The sequence below is a fragment of the Litoreibacter sp. JB4-2 genome (assembly GCF_055693445.1).
The window spans coordinates 444830-460912 of the sequence record NZ_CM146334.1 but is presented as its reverse complement, the minus strand read 5'-3'; the positions used below and the strand labels follow the sequence as shown (position 1 = coordinate 460912).

The following is a 16083-nucleotide window of genomic DNA, read 5'->3' as shown; positions in this document are numbered from 1 at the left end:
TCCTATCCTACGTTCTTCTTCCCGCCCCAAATCATCTGCGATAACGGTCCCCACATGATGGTCAGGAATAAAGCGGCATAAATGAAGAGGCCAATCGGCGTGTTGAAGAATTCCGCTACACTGCCATCTGCGATGGTGATTGACTGGCGCAGCGCGTTTTCGAGGATGTGGCCTAGAACAAACCCGATGGAGAGCGGCGCGATTGAGAACCCTAGCTTGCGCAGCACGTAACCCAGCACGCCGGCACCCAACAAAATACCAACGCTAAACAGGCTATTGGACACCGAATAGATCCCAGTCACGCTCAGCAACAGAACTGTCGGCACGATCACCGACATCGGCACCATGATCAGTTTGGCCGCAAACCGAATGGCGACCAGCCCGATGAAAAGCAGCAGTATGTTGATCAGAAACAGACCCAGAAACAGCGAGAACATAATGTCGGGCCGTTCCTCAAACAGCGTCGGCCCGGGAGCCAGACCCTGGATCAGGAAGGCCCCCAGTAGCACAGCAGCAGCCGGGCTACCCGGAACGCCAAGGGTCAATGTTGGGATGAGAGCACCGCCAACAGTGGCATTGTTGGCCGACTCAGGGGCAACGATCCCCTCAGGGATTCCCGTGCCGAATTTCTCAGGCGTTTTGGAGCGGCGCTTCTCTTCGGAATACGCAAAGAAGGCGGCAACAGCAGCCCCTTCACCGGGAATGATGCCGATGATTGTACCCAGCAACGAAGAGCGCATAAGGTTGCCCTTGAGGCGTGACAGCATCGCCATCCCCGGCAGTTTTACCGTCATGCTGGTGGCGTCAAACTTTACCTTTTTCAGCGCCGTTTCCGCACCAATCAGAACTTCCGATACGGCGAAGATACCAACAAGGAAGGGCACCAGTGGAATGCCTTCGTAAAGGTGGTAAGTGCCAAAGGTGTAACGTTCGGCTCCGTTCAGCTCGTCAAGCCCCCAGGTTGTTAGCCAGATCCCCAGACAGCCTGCCAAAAGACCTTTAAACAGACTTGCACCCGCCACACGGACAACAACGACGAGGCCGAAGATGCTTATGGCAAGATATTCTCGAGGCCCGAACTTGATGGCGAACTCTGCCAGTATGGGCGCGATGAAAGTCAAGGCGATCACGCTGATCAGGCCACCGATGATAGAGGCAGTCAACGACAGGCCCAGTGCCTCGCCGCCACGGCCTTGTTTGAACATCTGGTTGCCGTCCAGAACCGTCGCAATAGCCGCCCCCGTTCCAGGGATCCCGACCGATACGGCGGAAATAGAGCCCCCGTAAATCGCGGCATTATAGATCGCGAGTAAAAGCACCAGCGACGGGATTGCATCCATGTAAAACGTGAAGGGCAGGGCAAGCGCGATTGCGATGGGTGGCCCAAGGCCCGGCAAAATTCCGATAACCAGCCCGAGAACAATACCCAGAACCAGCATAAGCAGCGTAAAAGGATCAGCCAGATTGCTGAAAGCAGCGCCGATTGCGACAAGATCAAACATCAGAACTGTGTCCCCAAAAGCTGCGAAAAGACGAGGTAGATAACGGCGGCGAGCGCCAGCACAACGACGTAGATAATCGGGTTGCGCACGCCCATCGTGGCGAGCGTTGCGGGCCCAATGAAAGCCGTCATGGCGACGTAGCCAACATTGCGCCAGATCACATAGGCAATCAGAACCGCAACAAGCGTCATAAGCCCGCGCAAGGCTTCGATAGGTGCGCCGTAGACGGTCTGTCCTTCGTCAGCGCCAGCTGATCCCTTGGTGATATAGGTCAGCAGTACAATCACCGCGCATCCCGCGATCAGGCCCAGCAGAAGCTGAGGAAAGAATTTGGAAGGCAGGCCAGAGGAGGCCAGCAATCCCGCGGCTTCAAACCCTTCAGCGAGCCAGGCAAAATAGGCCGCAGCAATTAGAACAAGAATGAGAAAGACGATGTTCGCCATGCGCTGAGAGAGCATGTAACTTCTCCGCTGAAAAACTAATGGTAGGCGCCCGGTGCCACCTTGGTCGAACCGGGCGCTTGGTACGTCTTACTTTTTGAGCAAGCCAAGCCCATCCAAGATCGGGGAATAAAGATCAACACCACCCTGAATAATGGCAGGGACGCTGCCACCTTCTACGTAGTCGATATCAATTCCCGGCGGCACTTTGGCCGCAAACTCTGGTGATCCCAACGCGGATGACGCTTCGATCAACCGATCGACAATCTCCTGCGGCGTGCCGGCTTTCACGGCAAAACCACCACGGACCCAAACACCGGCGTTCTTGCCTGGGAATGCTTCGCCAACGGTACGAACGCCAGGCAGACGCGTTTCAAAATAGGGCAGGCGATTGTTGTCCAGAATGATCAACGGGCGCACTTTGTCTTTGAAATTGGAGAACGACGCGAGCTGGCCTACGGCTACATCAACCTGACCACCTACAAGCCCCGTCATCGTTGCAGGAACGGTCTTCAAAGCAATCGTCTTGAATTCCAAACCAAATTCGCTGGCAAGCTGAACGGCGCTAAGATTGGGCGGGGCGCCCAGATTATTGACGCCCATGGCCAACTTGGTTTCTTTAGCCCCTTCGACGAATTCCTCGAAGGTCTGATAAGGGCTGTCACTGCGCACGTAGAGCGCGTTTGATGCTGTCGCGAGCGCGTAGATTGGGACGAAATCTTCCTGCACGTTGTAAGGAACCGCGCGTGTCAAAGGCACAACCATAAAGTTGGGCGGGGCCCAATTCAGGATGGTGTAACCATCCGCCGGGGCTTCCTTTACACTCATTGTTGCAGGGATATGCGCGCCACCAGGTTTGTTGATTACGTTGACGGGCACACCCAGATCTGCACTCATTGCCTCAGCGGACAGGCGCGCAAGTATGTCAGCGTTGCCGCCAGCAGCGAATGATACGACAACATTGATTGGCTTGTCAGGGTAATCGGCCACCGCTGCGCCAGCTGTCAGGCAAAGCGCCGCTGCGGCTGCCCTGACCAGTGTTGTAAATTTCATGATTCTCCTCCCATTTGGCTCTAGCATCATTAAAGTGCTAGATGTCTAAACCTTTTATAAGTGGGTTGCCCTTGTCAAGTTTTAACTTTTGGACGTTGAGAGCATGTCCAGAGAAGATTGCGTTGACAATGAAATTGCAATAGGTCTAAACGTCTAGCAATATAAAAATATGTGCAGTTAGCGCAAATAACAAACGTGCGGCGGCTCGCGGCATCTGACTTTGCTCTGCTACGTTAACTGTGCCATGGGAAAGTTGATCACCTTGGACGCTAAAATGAAATTGGCGATACGTGCCTGCCAGTTGCCTGTGACGGGCGATCACTTCTCAAAGAAAACTCAACCGCTTCGCTATTGCCGTCATATTCTCGCAGGCCTTTACCGGCAGGCATTCGCGACGACGAAAATAGCTAGAAGAAACAGCCTTTCGGAGAGATCCCAATAATGCCGACTTCTGTCACTTTCCCGAAAGCCAACCTGGAAAAGACCAGCGGAGAAATCTCCAATTGGATCGTTTCAGCGGGGGACAAGGTTGCGACAGGTGACGCCCTGTTCGAAGTCGAAGACGACAAGGCCGTCATCGAGGTTGAAAGTCCGGCAGACGGCTTCATCGATGGATTAGCAGGAATCGGCGAAGAAATTGACGTCGGAGACGTTGTTGCGACGATCTATGATACGCGCGAGGAGATGGAAGCCGCGGCGGCAATGCCGAAGCCAGACGTGGCACCGCCAGTACCGCCTAAGCCAAAATCAGAACCGTCACCGGCGGCTTTGACGCCGCAGCCTGACTTGACTTCACCGCAGTCGGGTCGGGTGAAATCCACACCTCTTGCCCGTCGGATCGCGCGTGAAAACGGCGTCTCGCTTGATCATATAAAAGGGACCGGGCCAAATGGCCGGGTGCAAAAGAAAGACGTTCTGGCTGCGCTTGCGGCGTCTCCGGCGGCAATCGCACCGGTTGGTACATCGGTCAGCCCGCTGAATACAGTCTGGTATCAAAAGGGGGACGGTCTGCCCGTCGTATTCCTTCATGGTTTTTCGGCGGATGCCACGGCTTGGGGGGCCATGTTGTCCGGGGCCCGCTACGATTGGCCCGCGATAGCGGTTGATCTGCCGGGCCATGGCGCTTCTGGACCGCAGGTGCCTGCCGATCTGGATGGAATTGCCGCTGCAGTGGAAGCTACCCTTCAGGCTGAAGGCATCACAGACCTTATGATCGCCGCGCACTCTTTTGGCGGCGCCGTTGCCGCGCGCTTAGCCAGTCGTGGTGTGCTGCGCATTCGGGCGCTTTGCCTCTATGCACCTGCGGGCCTTTCGCCCGAAATCAACCCGAGCTTTGTATCTGCCATGCAACGCGCGCGCAGTGCAGATAGCCTTTATCCTTGGCTGACCCAGTTGGTCGATGATCCCGCGATCATCTCTGACCTATTTGTCGAGCGCACTGTTCAGTCGCGCACCTCCGACGAGATGTTTGCAGCCCTTCAAGGGTTCGCACAGACCTTCTTCCCTGATGGAACGCAAAGGTTCAACGTGCTGGATGATCTTGCAGCCTATCTCGGCCCTCTCCGCGTCATTTTTGGCCGGCAGGACCAGATCCTGCCAGTAGAAGCGACCCGCAACCTTCCCGGCAATGCCGCGCTGCACCTGTGGGACAGCTGCGGGCATCTACCGCATTTCGAACACCGTCGAGACGCGCTGCGCATTCTCGAAGAAGTTCGCCGCAGCGCCTAATCTCAAGACCTTTCCGAACAAGGACACACCAATGCCCAAGCGCAAGACCCTGACCCCCCAAGCCCTTTGGATCGAACTTGAGACAACCATGGCGGATTGGAAGAAGGCCGATCCGGACAAGCTGGTGCAATGGTATTGCCAAATGATGTTGGTGCGCCGGTTCGAACAAAAGCTGCTGGAACTTGATAAGCTGGGTCTGATCCACGGCCCGGCCCATGCCAGTATCGGGCAGGAGGTCGGCGCGGTAGGGGCGATGTCTGTGCTGACCAAGGACGACAGCATGAACGGCACGCACCGGGCGCACCACCAGGTGCTGATGAAGCTGATAACTGCCGTCACACCCGATGGGTTTGACCCGTTGAGCGACGATTTCACGCCGGAGATGAACGATACCGTCTATCGCTTCATGGCTGAGATCATGGGGCTGGAGCCCGGCTATTGCGGGGGGCGCGGCGGGTCCATGCACATGCGCTATTCTGAAGCGGGTGTCATGGGAACTTCGGCCATAGTGGGCGGCAACCCGCCTCAGGCGGCGGGGTATGGCCTGGCCGACAAAGTGCTTGGGCGAGACCGCGTCTCAGTTGCCTTTTTTGGCGATGGGGCGACCCAGAATGGCGCCAGCTATGAGGCGATTAACATTGCGGGCGCCCATGGTCTGCCGACGATCTTTTTTGTTGAAAATAATATGATGGGCGTTTCGACCCGGCTCGAAGAAGTCACGCGCGAAGTCCGGCTATCCTCACGCGGGGCAATGCTGGGCGTACCGTCTATCACGGTTGATGGCATGGACATCGTTGCTGTGAACCTTGCCATGCAGGAGGCCCGCAAGATCATCCGCGACGGAGGCGGACCAGTCGTGATCGAAGCCATTGTCTTCCGCCACTATCACCAGTCGAGCGACAAGCTCGGCAGCGATCTAGGCTACCGCACCAAAGAGGAAGAGGCCGAATGGTGGGCCAAAGACGGCGTTCTGCGCACCGAGGCGCGTTTGCGCGAAATGGGCCTGCTCGATGACGCAAAATTTGCGCGTATCGATGAGCTTGTTTCTGGCGCGGTTTCTTCTGCGGCATCTCAGGTCGCAGAACCCAAACCCGGCAGCAACACTTTGCAAATCCCCGAACAGCTCTGGCCTGACCCGGCGACGGTTGATCATGGTATTTTGGGTGATCTGAGCGAGTTGAATGATGCCGAGTTCATCGACCATGCAGATCTAGCCAATATGGAAACCGAAAATCTCAAACTGGTGGCAGCTGCATCAGATGTCATCGTCGATGCCATGCAACGTGACCCAACGATCATCGTCTACGGCGAGGATGTTCACAAGATGAGCGGCGGGGTCAGCGGGATGACCAAAGGCGTGATCAACAATTTCCCGGATCGCATTCTGCCGATGCCGATTGCCGAGAACGGGTTCACCGGCGTTGCGTTAGGGGCCGCCTTAAACGGGTTGCGGCCGGTCGCTGAGATCATGTTTGGCGACTTCTGCTTCACAGCCGCCGATCAGATCGCCCATGGCGCCGGCAAGGCGCGGCACATGTTCGGTGGCGATTTTCCGGTGCCCGTAGTTCTGCGTGTACGGATTTCACCGCATACGGGATACGGGTCCCAACACTCCTGCGATCCATCAGCGCTCTTTGACCTCTTTCCAGGCTGGCGCATCTTTTCACCAACAAACGCATTTGACTACATCGGTATGATGAACGCAGCGCTGCGGTGCAATGACCCGGTCGCGGTCATCGAGCATACGGGCCTCTACCAAAAATCACATCTGGTTCCCAAAGGTCGGCGCGACTACTGCATTCCGTTTGGAAAAGCGCATATCGTGCGAGAGGGGTCTGCCTGCACCGTCATTGCGACGTCGACGATGGTAGAAACCTCCGTCAAGGCGGCCAATGAAATCGGCGTAGATGCCGAAGTGATTGATGTACGCAACACGGACTATCACGGCGTGGATTGGGATCTGATTGGTGCTTCAATCGAAAAGACCGGGCGTGTCATGATTGCAGAGGAATCCGCAAGCAGCATGGCCTTGGCCGGGCGCTGGGCCGGCGAGATCCAGGAGCGGTTCTTTGACATGCTGGATTTTGAGGTGCTGCGCGCGACCGGCGGTCTGGCCGCGCCGACTGTCTCACGCGTGTTGAATGAAGCGGCAATCGCTTCCAAGGCGGATGTGGCGCAGATGATGACTAGGCTGACAGAGACGGCTTAACTTAGGGTGTCGAGCCGAGTCTGATCAGGCGGTCGGCAGAGTAAAATCGATTTCCAGTTCCAACAGATCGCCGGGATAAGCGAGTATGGCCGAATATAGCAACTTGCCATCCTGATCGAAGAAGTCACGTTTGACCCGAAACACCGCTGAATTGACAGCAACACCGAGCGCCGCAGCCAGAGAAAAATCCGCATAGGATATCGTAATCTTCTGATTGGCTGACGCGACCGGCGCGCCGATATCTTTCAGGACCATCACGGCGATCTCATGTGCAAAGCGATCCGGCGCGCCTTCAAAGACTTCCTTGTCCACTTTCAATTCGACATAGCAGAAAGGCTTGTCGTCTTTCAGGTGGATGCGTTGCATCATGCGGTACTCGCGCCCGTCCACTATGCATATTTCCAGATCGGAATGATCGTCCCGAACATCGACCTTCAGCTGAGAAACCATCGCATAGACCTGCGAGATGTCGGCTTGCACTTTCAGGGTGTACCTGTCGGTCAACTCTACCTTGCGCACAAAGGTGCCGCGGCCAGAATACCGCTCGATCAGCCCTTCTTCCTCCAAGGTGTTCATCGCCTGGATCACCGTCATCCGCGCAACGCCAAGCGTTTCGGTCAATTCGCGCAATGCAGGCAGCTTTGCACCATGAGCAAGCTCACCAGACCGGATTTGGTGCCGCAATACTGCGGCCACTTCCGCATGAAGGGGCACATCTTGACGGCGCATTGATTGCAGGTTCATGGCAACCGCTCCTTACGATCTAGTTCAAACGTCTAGACCTAAGTTACAACGTAGGCGAACGGTATCACAAGCTTCTTGACGCGTTTGGACCACTAATTTGGGGAGCACGTCGTTTGAATGCAATGCCATCACGGCGTTGCAGGTAATATCAGGCCATTTTGATGCTTTAGCTTAGTACTGAACGCCCAAAGTTAGGGCACCATCGACAAGTAGGTTCGTACCGGACACAAAACTCGCCGCTGGGCTTGCCAAATACACGGCAGCATTTGCAACTTCTTCTGGCGTTCCCATTCGACCGAAAGGGTTGGAGGCCACCTGTTTTTCAAAAAACTCAGGATTGTTACGCTCAACCTTTCCCCATACGCCGTCTTCGAAATAGATGTTTCCGGGGAGATCGCATTCACCCGAACCCCGTCCGATGCGAGTGACCGCGCAAGCCCTTTGGCATAGTTGATCACTGCCGCTTTCATGGCGCCGTAAGGCTTGGCTCCGCCAGGCACGTGCAACGCGGCGATGGAGGCAATCAGGACCATCGCACCCGCCTGAGACTTTTGCAGGTGAGGGACAGCAGCATCAACACCGTTAAACGTCGCCATCATGTCCACTTCAAAACTTTGCCGCCAGGCATCTTCGTCCGAACCCTGATTGAGCGCGCTGACATTGGCGATGAAAATATCGAGCCCGCCAAGTTTTTCGGCGCTATCATTGATCCATGCAGCTTGTGACTGCCTGTCGGTTGCATCGACGGAAGCGCCCATGGCCGTCACACCGTAGTCAGTCAGGCCGGATACCACTTTTTCGACCTCCGCTCCGTTGCGTGCACAGATCGAAACATTGCAGCCTTCGGCAGCCAACAGCTCGGCAATCGCTTTCCCGATTCCGCGCGTCGCCCCTGCGATCGCTGCGTTCTTACCCTTCAAATTCAGATCCATGTGACACTTTCCTGTTCCGCATATCGATTTTTAGACGGCCCCACGCGCAGACGCGCGACTTTACTCGTGACGGACGCGTCGCTTCAGTTTTACTGACGGCTGCTCGCATACTGATCGTCATCTTGCTTTACGAACAAAAACGGTGGTTAGCGCGTAATCCGCCTGTACTTGCTGCATGGCGCTAAGGCAACTTTTTGTCAATGTCGTCGAGGCGCAGGGCGTTATTCCCCTTTAAGCAGCACTGGCGGATGTCGCCGCAGACGTCCGATACTTGATTGCCAGGCTGCACTGCTGTAGTCCGAACAGGTCAGACCTCGTAGGGCCGCTGACGCTGTTCTTGACGATCCGCGAGGGGAAAGTGCTGAACGATCCAACCGATATAACCTTGCGCCTGCGGACTATGATCGAGGCTGATTTCAAAGATGGCGACAGGTTGCCATCCGAAATCAAATTGTCAGAAAGCATGGGGGTCAGTCGCGCCAAACTGCGCGAAGCGTTCGGCAGCCTATGGCAAGCGGGACTGATCGAAAAGAAGTGGGGCGTTGGTACGATTGTACGAAAGCCGGCCGAAGCCCAACCGGTCATTGTCCCATTGCCCCATATTCGCAGTGCACCTGCCTTGATCCGCGAAAGCGGGCAGGTGCCCACGGTGACGGACCTTTCGATCAAGCGCCGCAAGGCTGATGCAAAGGTCGCGGGTCTGCTGAATACCGATGAAAACGCCGGATATTGGTTTGTTGATCGCGTGTTTTGTGCGGATGGCGTCGCAATCCAACGGACGATTGACGCGGTGCGCGCAGATGTCGACGGCAAAACATTCGATGCCAGCGGCTTTGATGTGGACGACAACACACTTGTCGCCATGTACGAAGACCAGCTTCGCAGCAGGGTAATGCGCGCTGATGGGCGACTGACCGTAGTTCCGGCTCCCGCAGACACTGCGCGCCGATTGCGGCTGCGCGAGGCAGACCCAGTCATGCTTGTTGAGTATGGCACGCACTTGGAAAGCGGTAGCTCGCTTAGCTACTCGGTCACTTGGTACAACACTGCGCATGTCGATATCCGCTTTGCCGCCGAACGGCCCGCGCTTGCGACAGCAGAGAACCAACAATCCCCGGTCGCGTCAAAACCCCTCCCGCCGACCATTGTCAGTGCGCATTTGAGCGGGATGACCAACAGCTAATCCCTGGAATCCCCTTACTCACCCTTACTTACAAAAATGTGGGTACTTGCGTAAATTCTTATAGCCCCGCATTTTTTTGTTATCGACGGTAGTTGGCCGCCCGTCGGCAAAGGGAGAGTCACTACATCGTTTGCCGGAGCCGCCATCTAACCGCCGCACTCGGAGGGTGGATCTAATGCCGACAGAACAGACTGTCACAACGACAATTGCGGGAGGAAGTTTCTCGGGTGTTGACTCTAAAGGTCTAAACTTCTACTCCTTTTTCAGAGGTCAGACCTCTGACCTTAAGCCTTTTAGGTCGAAGCGCCCATAAATGCGCATGTCTAACGGGCCAGGGGAGGGAAGTTTCATGAGAAGATCCGCATGACAGCGCATTGCTTGATAACGGGCGGGGCCAGCGGCATGGGCGCTGCCACAGCGCGGCTTGCTGCGCGGCACGGCCATGCTATTTCGATTGTCTCCCTTGAAGAAGAACGCGAATTTGCAAATCAATTGGTTCAGGAAATAGAGCAGGGCGGCGGGCACGCCGTGTTTTTCCCTGCAGATATTGCTTTAGAGAATGAAGTCGTCGCGGCTTACCAGGCGGCCAACGACGCGTTCGGGCCACCTACCGGGGTCGTCCATTCAGCTGGTATCTTTGTCGGCGCGCCGGTGCGCGAAATCAATTTTGAAAAGATTTCGCGGATGATCGCGATCAACGTGACCGGGCTCATGATCGGGTGCCGGGAGGCCGTCAAACTTATGTCGCCCGCGACGGGTGGCAAGGGCGGTTCGATCGTAAATATAGCCTCAATGGCATCCACTATCGGCGGCCGGCCGGGCCATGCGGTTTATGCTGCCTCAAAGGGGGCCGTTGATGTCTTTACCAAAGGGATCGCCAAAGAGGTCGCGATAGATGGGATCCGGGTGAACTCCATTCGACCCGGGGCAGTGGCCAGCCCGATGACAGCCGGTCTCGAAGCAAATGCGGACCTCAAGAAAGCGGTCGAAAACTCCATACCCAACGGGCGTCTGGGAACCACGCAGGAAATAGCAAACATCGCGTACTGGCTGATGTCACCAGAAGCTTCGCTGGTCACTGGCGCGCACTTAGACGCGGGCGGCGGAGGATTTCATGTCGCCGGTGCACTCTGAACACCTCGCAATAACAAGGACCGTTTCCACATGCTGCTAGAAAAAGACAAACGCGAGATGGTTCCGTCAGCCTTTGACGACATCAGCTTTGATCTATGCAAACGCCGCGAAAATGTCATCATGATGAGCGCGGATCTCAGCCAGTATGTCGACCTGTTCAAGGTCACAAAGGACCTGCCGGATCAATATGTGGATGCTGGCATGGCGGAACAGAACCAGGTCGGCATTGCAGCGGGTCTTGCAAAGGCGGGGTTCGTGCCAATCACATCGACCTTTGCCAGCTACGCATCGCGGCGCGCCTTCGATCAGATGGTGATCTGTATGGGCACCAGCAAGAATACTGGCATTTGTCTGGGCTTCACGCCGGGCATCTCCAGTCCGGCCCCGATCCATCATCAGTCAACCGAAGACCTTGGGATGACCCGTGCGATTGCTCATGCCACGGTTATCGACCCGATGGATGTCACGGACTTTGCTCAGGCGCTCGATGCAGCCTGTGACCGGCCCGGCCTGATCTACATGCGCGGACATCGCGGGACAACGCCCAAGTGGCTGGATCCGGACACGTTCAAATTTGAGATCGGAAAAACTTATCCGCTACGGACCGGCTCCAAAGTCGGCATTATTTCCTGCGGGCACGCTTCGCAATGGGCCGTTGAAGCATCGGATATTCTTGTGGATCGCGGCTTTGACCATTCGCTGCTGCATGTGCCCACGCTCAAGCCAGTCAATGAGCAGGAAATCATCGATTACTGCTTTGCGCATGACGAGATCGTCACGGTCGAAAACCACCAAATCTCCACAGGTCTTGGTGGGTTGGTGAGCGAGATCATCTGCTCGGTCGGGCGCGGGCCGCGTGTGACGCGCATCGGGCTTCCCAACACCTGGGCGCCGGGCGGATCCATCAAACATATCCGCAGTGTTTTCGGCCTAGACGCCGAAACCCTTGCCAAGCGCATTGAGGAGGTAATCTGATGACAAGTAACTCCGATAAGCGCATCAAAACACTGGAACTTTGGGCTGCTAAACTGCGCCGCAACGTGGTCGATGTCTGCATGCAACGCGGCGGCTATGCGGGGCAGGGCGTCGCACTGTCCGACTTTGGGGCGTGTCTTTACTTCGATGAAATGCGTTCCGACGGAGCGGACTGGTATCATGACCGGTTCATCAACTCCAACGGGCACGACACGATCATAAATTTTGCTGCCATGGCGGAAATGGGCATCTACACAATGGAGGAGCTTCGCACGATGGGCGCGGATGGCTCCCCAATCGACCAAAGCCCGATTGAAGGCGCGCGCGGTTTTGAAATCACGTCCGGCTCGCTAGGCACGGGCGTGTCACAGGCCGCCGGGATCGCGCTGGGCGAGCGCATGAAGGGTAGCGACAAGCGCATCTATTGCCTTTTGTCGGATGGTGAGTTGCACGAAGGATCGGTTTGGGAGGCCTTCATGTTCGCTGCCCATCACAAGCTGTCGAACTTCATGATCATCATCGACAACAATGATCTCGGTGCCACTGGTAAAACTTCGGATGTGCTGGCGGTAGAGCCGGTCCCAGAAAAGCTGGAGGCCTTCGGCTTTCACGCGCGCCGGATCAACGGAAATTCAATCCCGGAAGTCCTCGACGCCTTCGCAGAGGCCAAAACGATCAAGGACAAGCCCTATGCGATGGTGGCCGACACCAAGATTTTTGAAGGCATCAAAGTCTATCGCGACGCAATCCCATTCGCCCATTTCGTCGGTGCGAACGGTCGCTGGGACACCGGGTTCCTGGAGTGGGAGCCAGGCTGGAAAGAAATCCTAGGCACTATCGAAAGGCTCGAAAACGAACTCGCAGCGATGGGGTGAATATAGGAGGCCATCTCGTCGCCAAGACCTGAAAAAACACAGGCATAACTGAACAACTTGGAGGAGAAACAAATGAAACACACAAATTGGATCAAGGCGCTTGCGGTATCTGCCGTGGCAGCCACGTTCACCGCACCAGCGGCATCGGCTTTGGAGCTGAAAGTAGGCAGTTACGAGCCTGAAAGCCATTACCTCGTAGAGTATGCCTATAAGCGCTATTTCGATGAAATCACGCGCCGGACCGATGGGGAGATCACGTTCAAGTGGTTCCATGGCGGCACGCTGGTCAAAGCGCCACAAACTGTTGATGGCCTGAAATCCGGGCTTGTCGATGTAGTCGTGACCACCGGCATTTTCACGCAGGAAAGCCTGTTTCCAACCACGCATGTCATGACATTGCCGTTCCAGTTCGACAGCACGGTCGAAGCGAACCACGTGTTCCAGAAGATGTATCACAACATTCCCGAAGTGCAGGCCGAGTTCGAGGGATTGGTGCCTCTTGGCTTCCACGTATCGGACTTTTTCAACCTGCATATTCACAAAGATGTCGACGCGGTTGAAACGTTGGAAGACCTGCAAGGTCTTGAGATCGGCTCCTTCTCGAAGTCTGGGGTAACATATAGCGAGCTGCTCGGCGCAACGCCGCGCAACATCAAGCTGGAAGACCTCTACGTGTCCCTGCAACGTAAGGCGATCGACGGCATCTGGTTCCCAACCGCGCCGATGATCAAGTGGAAGATGACGGACCATACATCCAACCACTCGCTTGTCGGCGGTCCGTTTGTGATGATCCCAATGGCAATGGCGAAACCTGTTTGGGACGAGCTGACACCTGAGCAGCAGGACATTTTCAAGTCCATGGAAAATGAACTGACCAACTACACGGCAGCCCTTGTCGACAATCGTCGCCAGTCCTCTGTGAGCAAAATGGAAGGCCGCGGCGACAAGATTGTGCGCCTCTCGGACGAAGAAAAGGCCAAGTGGGTTGCGAAAGCGCAGCCCGCCTATGACACTTGGATGGCTCTGATGGCTGAGAAGGGCAATGACGGCGAGGCCATTCTGGCAAGCGTCCGCGAGTACACAGCCGAGTTCAAAGGCATGGAGTACACACCCGCCGATTGGTGGGGCGACGACTGGCAGGAGTAAATCCAGTCTGGGGGCGGGCCTAGTAGGGCCAGCCCCCAACAAAAACGCCGATACATGAACACGAGAAAAGTCTCGGGAGAAACAGAGCATGGCCAAGCAAGACTCAGACGACGACACCCCTGTCAGCATCGCAGAGCTTGAAGGTGGCGGCCTTCCGCAGGCCCAGGCAGGCGACGACGGGTTCGGCAATTTTGCCCGTGCCATGCACCGCGTTCTGGACCCGATTTGCAAATATCTCTGTTATGCGGCGGCTGTTGTTACGTTGCTGATGTCGCTTGCAATGGTGGTCGACTTGGCCAGCCGCATGATCTTCAACAGCCCGCTTTCAGGCATGATCGAACTGCAAACCTTCATGCTGGTCTTCATGGCTTTCTTCAGCATTGCCTATACGATGCTCAAAAATCAGCATGTATCTGTCGATCTGATCACCTCTATGATGTCTGCGCATACCAATAGCGCGCTGCAATCTGTGTTCAGCATCTGGGGCGCCTTCATTTTCGGCGCGATGAGTTTGCTGACCGCATCGCGCTCCATGGAAGCGCTGAGGCGGGAAGAAATTTCCGACATCATCCAAATGCCTTATTGGTTGCTCTATGGCGTCGTCTCGCTGGGCACACTGCTTTTGGCGTTCGTTCTGGTGGCGCTGCTCTTCTCCCATCTGTCGGGCCTTTACCAACATCACAAGGAACGGGGCACATTCATTCCCATGCTGGTCGGGATTATTGTCGTGGCCGCACTTGGGATCTATTCCGCAGATATTTTGAAGCTGATCTCACCTGATTTAAGTTCGCCAACTATCGGGATTTTCTACACGATTTTCCTGATGATCATTCTTCTCCTGGGGTTCCCGGTAGGGTTCTCCATGGCCTTTGCCGGGCTTACTGGTTTGTTCTACCTGATCGGCAGCGATGTCGCGTTCAACGTGGCCAAGATCAACACCTACGATTCCGTTGCGGTCTACTTCTTTGTGGTCATCCCATTCTTCCTTTTGATGGGCTTCCTCATCCTTCATGCAGGCATAGGCGCGAAGCTTTACAATGCCGGGATCAAGGTCTTCGGACGGCTACCGGGTGGTCTTGCCGTCGGGACCGTCGCGGGCTGCGGCGGGTTTGCCGCGATCTGCGGAGATTCCGTGGCCTCCGCCGCGACCATGGGATCAGTCTCGATCCCGGAGATGAAGAAATACAACTACGACGATTCACTCGCGACCGGAGCCGTCGCGGCAGGTGGAACGCTCGGCATTTTGATCCCACCCAGCATTGGCTTTGTTGTGTACGGGATCATCACCGAGCAATCGATTGGTAAGATGTTCATGGCCGGGATCATCCCCGGCATCATCCTGACCGTAGGATTTGCGCTTGCAGCTTACGTGCAGTGCCTCATCAATCCTGCGCTTGGCCCAAAGTCAGAAAAGTTCACGGCCCGTCAGGTCGCCCAATCGATCTTTGACATCTGGCCCGTGGGCGCACTTTTCGCTGCTGTGATCGGCGGTATCTATTCGGGTATTTTGACCCCAACGGAGGCCGGTGGCGTGGGCGCAAGTGGCGCGCTTGTGATCGCGCTCTTCTCAAAAGGATTCAACCGCCACAAGCTATTTGATGCTATGCTCGAGGCAACCACCACCAGCGCCATGATCTTTACAATCCTGATCGGCGTCGGACTTCTGGGCTATTTCATTACGCTGACAGATCTACCGTTGTCTTTTGCCAACTTCCTCAACACGCTCGAAGTATCTCGTTATGTGATCTACGTTCTTATCCTGCTGCTCTATCTGGTGTTGGGGATGGTGATGAACATCATCCCAATGATGATGCTAACCCTTCCGATCCTGTTTCCAACCGTGGTTGGCCTTGGGTTTGATCCGATCTGGTTCGGCGTGATCATGGTCATCATGATGGAGATGGGACAGATCACGCCGCCAGTCGGCATCAATGTCTTCGTAATCCACGGCGTGGCCAAGAAGTACAACGTCTCCATGGCGACGATCTACCGTGGGATTGTACCCTTCGTGATCGTCGAGGTATTGGTGATTATTCTACTCACGGTCTTTCCGGAGATTGTGTTGTGGTTGCCGAACTCCATGGATGTACTCGCACCACTTGATTGATGGGGTCCGTAGATGAAACGCCGGATCGAACGGGCCGTTCCGTTGTCTCACTACG

13 protein-coding genes and 1 pseudogene are annotated in these 16083 nt (G+C 55.7%); 8 read left to right on the top strand and 6 right to left on the bottom strand.

Annotated elements, in window-relative coordinates; translation table 11 throughout:
• Window positions 1-2: 2 nt before the first annotated feature.
• From ACZ1G7_RS02295 to ACZ1G7_RS02285, 3 genes are all read right to left on the bottom strand, one after another.
• Window positions 3-1502 carry a tripartite tricarboxylate transporter permease gene (locus ACZ1G7_RS02295; protein ID WP_472661987.1) on the bottom strand — a complete coding sequence of 500 codons (1500 nt, stop codon included), beginning with the start codon at window positions 1500-1502 and terminating at the stop codon, window positions 3-5.
• The gene (locus tag ACZ1G7_RS02290; protein ID WP_472661985.1) at window positions 1502-1960 is read right to left on the bottom strand and encodes a tripartite tricarboxylate transporter TctB family protein; all 459 of its coding nucleotides are present in this window, start codon (window positions 1958-1960) and stop codon (window positions 1502-1504) included. Before ACZ1G7_RS02290 ends, ACZ1G7_RS02295 begins: the two co-directional genes overlap by 1 nt.
• Window positions 1961-2032: 72 nt before the next feature.
• Window positions 2033-2995 (bottom strand): tripartite tricarboxylate transporter substrate binding protein, encoded by a 963-nt coding sequence (locus ACZ1G7_RS02285; protein WP_472661984.1) that lies wholly within the window; start codon window positions 2993-2995, stop codon window positions 2033-2035.
• A 441-nt stretch (window positions 2996-3436) separates the two neighbouring features.
• Between ACZ1G7_RS02285 and ACZ1G7_RS02280 the strand changes: the two genes are divergently transcribed.
• On the top strand, window positions 3437-4723 hold the full coding sequence (locus tag ACZ1G7_RS02280) for an acetoin dehydrogenase dihydrolipoyllysine-residue acetyltransferase subunit (protein ID WP_472661983.1): 1287 nt from the start codon (window positions 3437-3439) through the stop codon (window positions 4721-4723).
• A gap of 31 nt (window positions 4724-4754) precedes the next feature.
• Window positions 4755-6932, top strand: coding sequence for an alpha-ketoacid dehydrogenase subunit alpha/beta (locus ACZ1G7_RS02275; protein ID WP_472661982.1), 2178 nt, complete (start codon window positions 4755-4757; stop codon window positions 6930-6932).
• Window positions 6933-6956: 24 nt separating this feature from the next.
• On the opposite strand, the gene ACZ1G7_RS02270 is transcribed toward ACZ1G7_RS02275, so the two are convergent.
• From ACZ1G7_RS02270 to ACZ1G7_RS02260, 3 genes and pseudogenes are all read right to left on the bottom strand, one after another.
• Window positions 6957-7676 carry a GntR family transcriptional regulator gene (locus ACZ1G7_RS02270; protein ID WP_472661981.1) on the bottom strand — a complete coding sequence of 240 codons (720 nt, stop codon included), beginning with the start codon at window positions 7674-7676 and terminating at the stop codon, window positions 6957-6959.
• Window positions 7677-7847: 171 nt separating this feature from the next.
• On the bottom strand, window positions 7848-7967 hold the full coding sequence (locus ACZ1G7_RS02265) for an SDR family oxidoreductase (RefSeq protein WP_472661980.1): 120 nt from the start codon (window positions 7965-7967) through the stop codon (window positions 7848-7850).
• 149 nt (window positions 7968-8116) lie between these two features.
• A pseudogene (locus ACZ1G7_RS02260) lies at window positions 8117-8608 on the bottom strand (SDR family NAD(P)-dependent oxidoreductase); the annotation flags it as partial.
• A 337-nt stretch (window positions 8609-8945) separates the two neighbouring features.
• Between ACZ1G7_RS02260 and ACZ1G7_RS02255 the strand changes: the two are divergent.
• The 6 genes from ACZ1G7_RS02255 to ACZ1G7_RS02230 all read left to right on the top strand — a co-directional run bounded on the left by ACZ1G7_RS02255 (window position 8946) and on the right by ACZ1G7_RS02230 (window position 16028).
• On the top strand, window positions 8946-9791 hold the full coding sequence (locus ACZ1G7_RS02255; RefSeq protein WP_472661979.1) for a GntR family transcriptional regulator: 846 nt from the start codon (window positions 8946-8948) through the stop codon (window positions 9789-9791).
• A 363-nt stretch (window positions 9792-10154) separates the two neighbouring features.
• On the top strand, window positions 10155-10925 hold the full coding sequence (locus tag ACZ1G7_RS02250; RefSeq protein ID WP_472661977.1) for an SDR family NAD(P)-dependent oxidoreductase: 771 nt from the start codon (window positions 10155-10157) through the stop codon (window positions 10923-10925).
• A gap of 30 nt (window positions 10926-10955) precedes the next feature.
• A complete protein-coding gene (locus ACZ1G7_RS02245; RefSeq protein WP_472661976.1) occupies window positions 10956-11900 on the top strand; it encodes a transketolase family protein in 945 nt (314 codons plus the stop codon).
• A complete protein-coding gene (locus tag ACZ1G7_RS02240) occupies window positions 11900-12775 on the top strand; it encodes a thiamine pyrophosphate-dependent enzyme (protein WP_472661975.1) in 876 nt (291 codons plus the stop codon). Before ACZ1G7_RS02245 ends, ACZ1G7_RS02240 begins: the two co-directional genes overlap by 1 nt.
• Before the next feature lie 72 nt (window positions 12776-12847).
• The gene (locus ACZ1G7_RS02235; protein ID WP_472661974.1) at window positions 12848-13921 is read left to right on the top strand and encodes a TRAP transporter substrate-binding protein; all 1074 of its coding nucleotides are present in this window, start codon (window positions 12848-12850) and stop codon (window positions 13919-13921) included.
• Between the two features lie 88 nt (window positions 13922-14009).
• Entirely contained in the window at window positions 14010-16028 is a 2019-nt protein-coding gene (locus tag ACZ1G7_RS02230; protein ID WP_472661972.1) for a TRAP transporter large permease subunit, read from the top strand.
• The last annotated feature ends 55 nt before the right edge of the window (window positions 16029-16083 follow it).

Coding starts and splice junctions, on each gene's coding strand:
- ACZ1G7_RS02295 (WP_472661987.1), bottom strand. CDS start 1,502: ATGTTTGATCTTGTCGCAATCGGCGCTGCTTTCAGCAATCTGGCTGAT.
- ACZ1G7_RS02235 (WP_472661974.1), top strand. CDS start 12,848: ATGAAACACACAAATTGGATCAAGGCGCTTGCGGTATCTGCCGTGGCA.
- ACZ1G7_RS02230 (WP_472661972.1), top strand. CDS start 14,010: ATGGCCAAGCAAGACTCAGACGACGACACCCCTGTCAGCATCGCAGAG.
- ACZ1G7_RS02280 (WP_472661983.1), top strand. CDS start 3,437: ATGCCGACTTCTGTCACTTTCCCGAAAGCCAACCTGGAAAAGACCAGC.
- ACZ1G7_RS02285 (WP_472661984.1), bottom strand. CDS start 2,995: ATGAAATTTACAACACTGGTCAGGGCAGCCGCAGCGGCGCTTTGCCTG.
- ACZ1G7_RS02245 (WP_472661976.1), top strand. CDS start 10,956: ATGCTGCTAGAAAAAGACAAACGCGAGATGGTTCCGTCAGCCTTTGAC.
- ACZ1G7_RS02250 (WP_472661977.1), top strand. CDS start 10,155: ATGACAGCGCATTGCTTGATAACGGGCGGGGCCAGCGGCATGGGCGCT.
- ACZ1G7_RS02290 (WP_472661985.1), bottom strand. CDS start 1,960: ATGCTCTCTCAGCGCATGGCGAACATCGTCTTTCTCATTCTTGTTCTA.
- ACZ1G7_RS02265 (WP_472661980.1), bottom strand. CDS start 7,967: ATGGGAACGCCAGAAGAAGTTGCAAATGCTGCCGTGTATTTGGCAAGC.
- ACZ1G7_RS02275 (WP_472661982.1), top strand. CDS start 4,755: ATGCCCAAGCGCAAGACCCTGACCCCCCAAGCCCTTTGGATCGAACTT.
- ACZ1G7_RS02240 (WP_472661975.1), top strand. CDS start 11,900: ATGACAAGTAACTCCGATAAGCGCATCAAAACACTGGAACTTTGGGCT.
- ACZ1G7_RS02270 (WP_472661981.1), bottom strand. CDS start 7,676: ATGAACCTGCAATCAATGCGCCGTCAAGATGTGCCCCTTCATGCGGAA.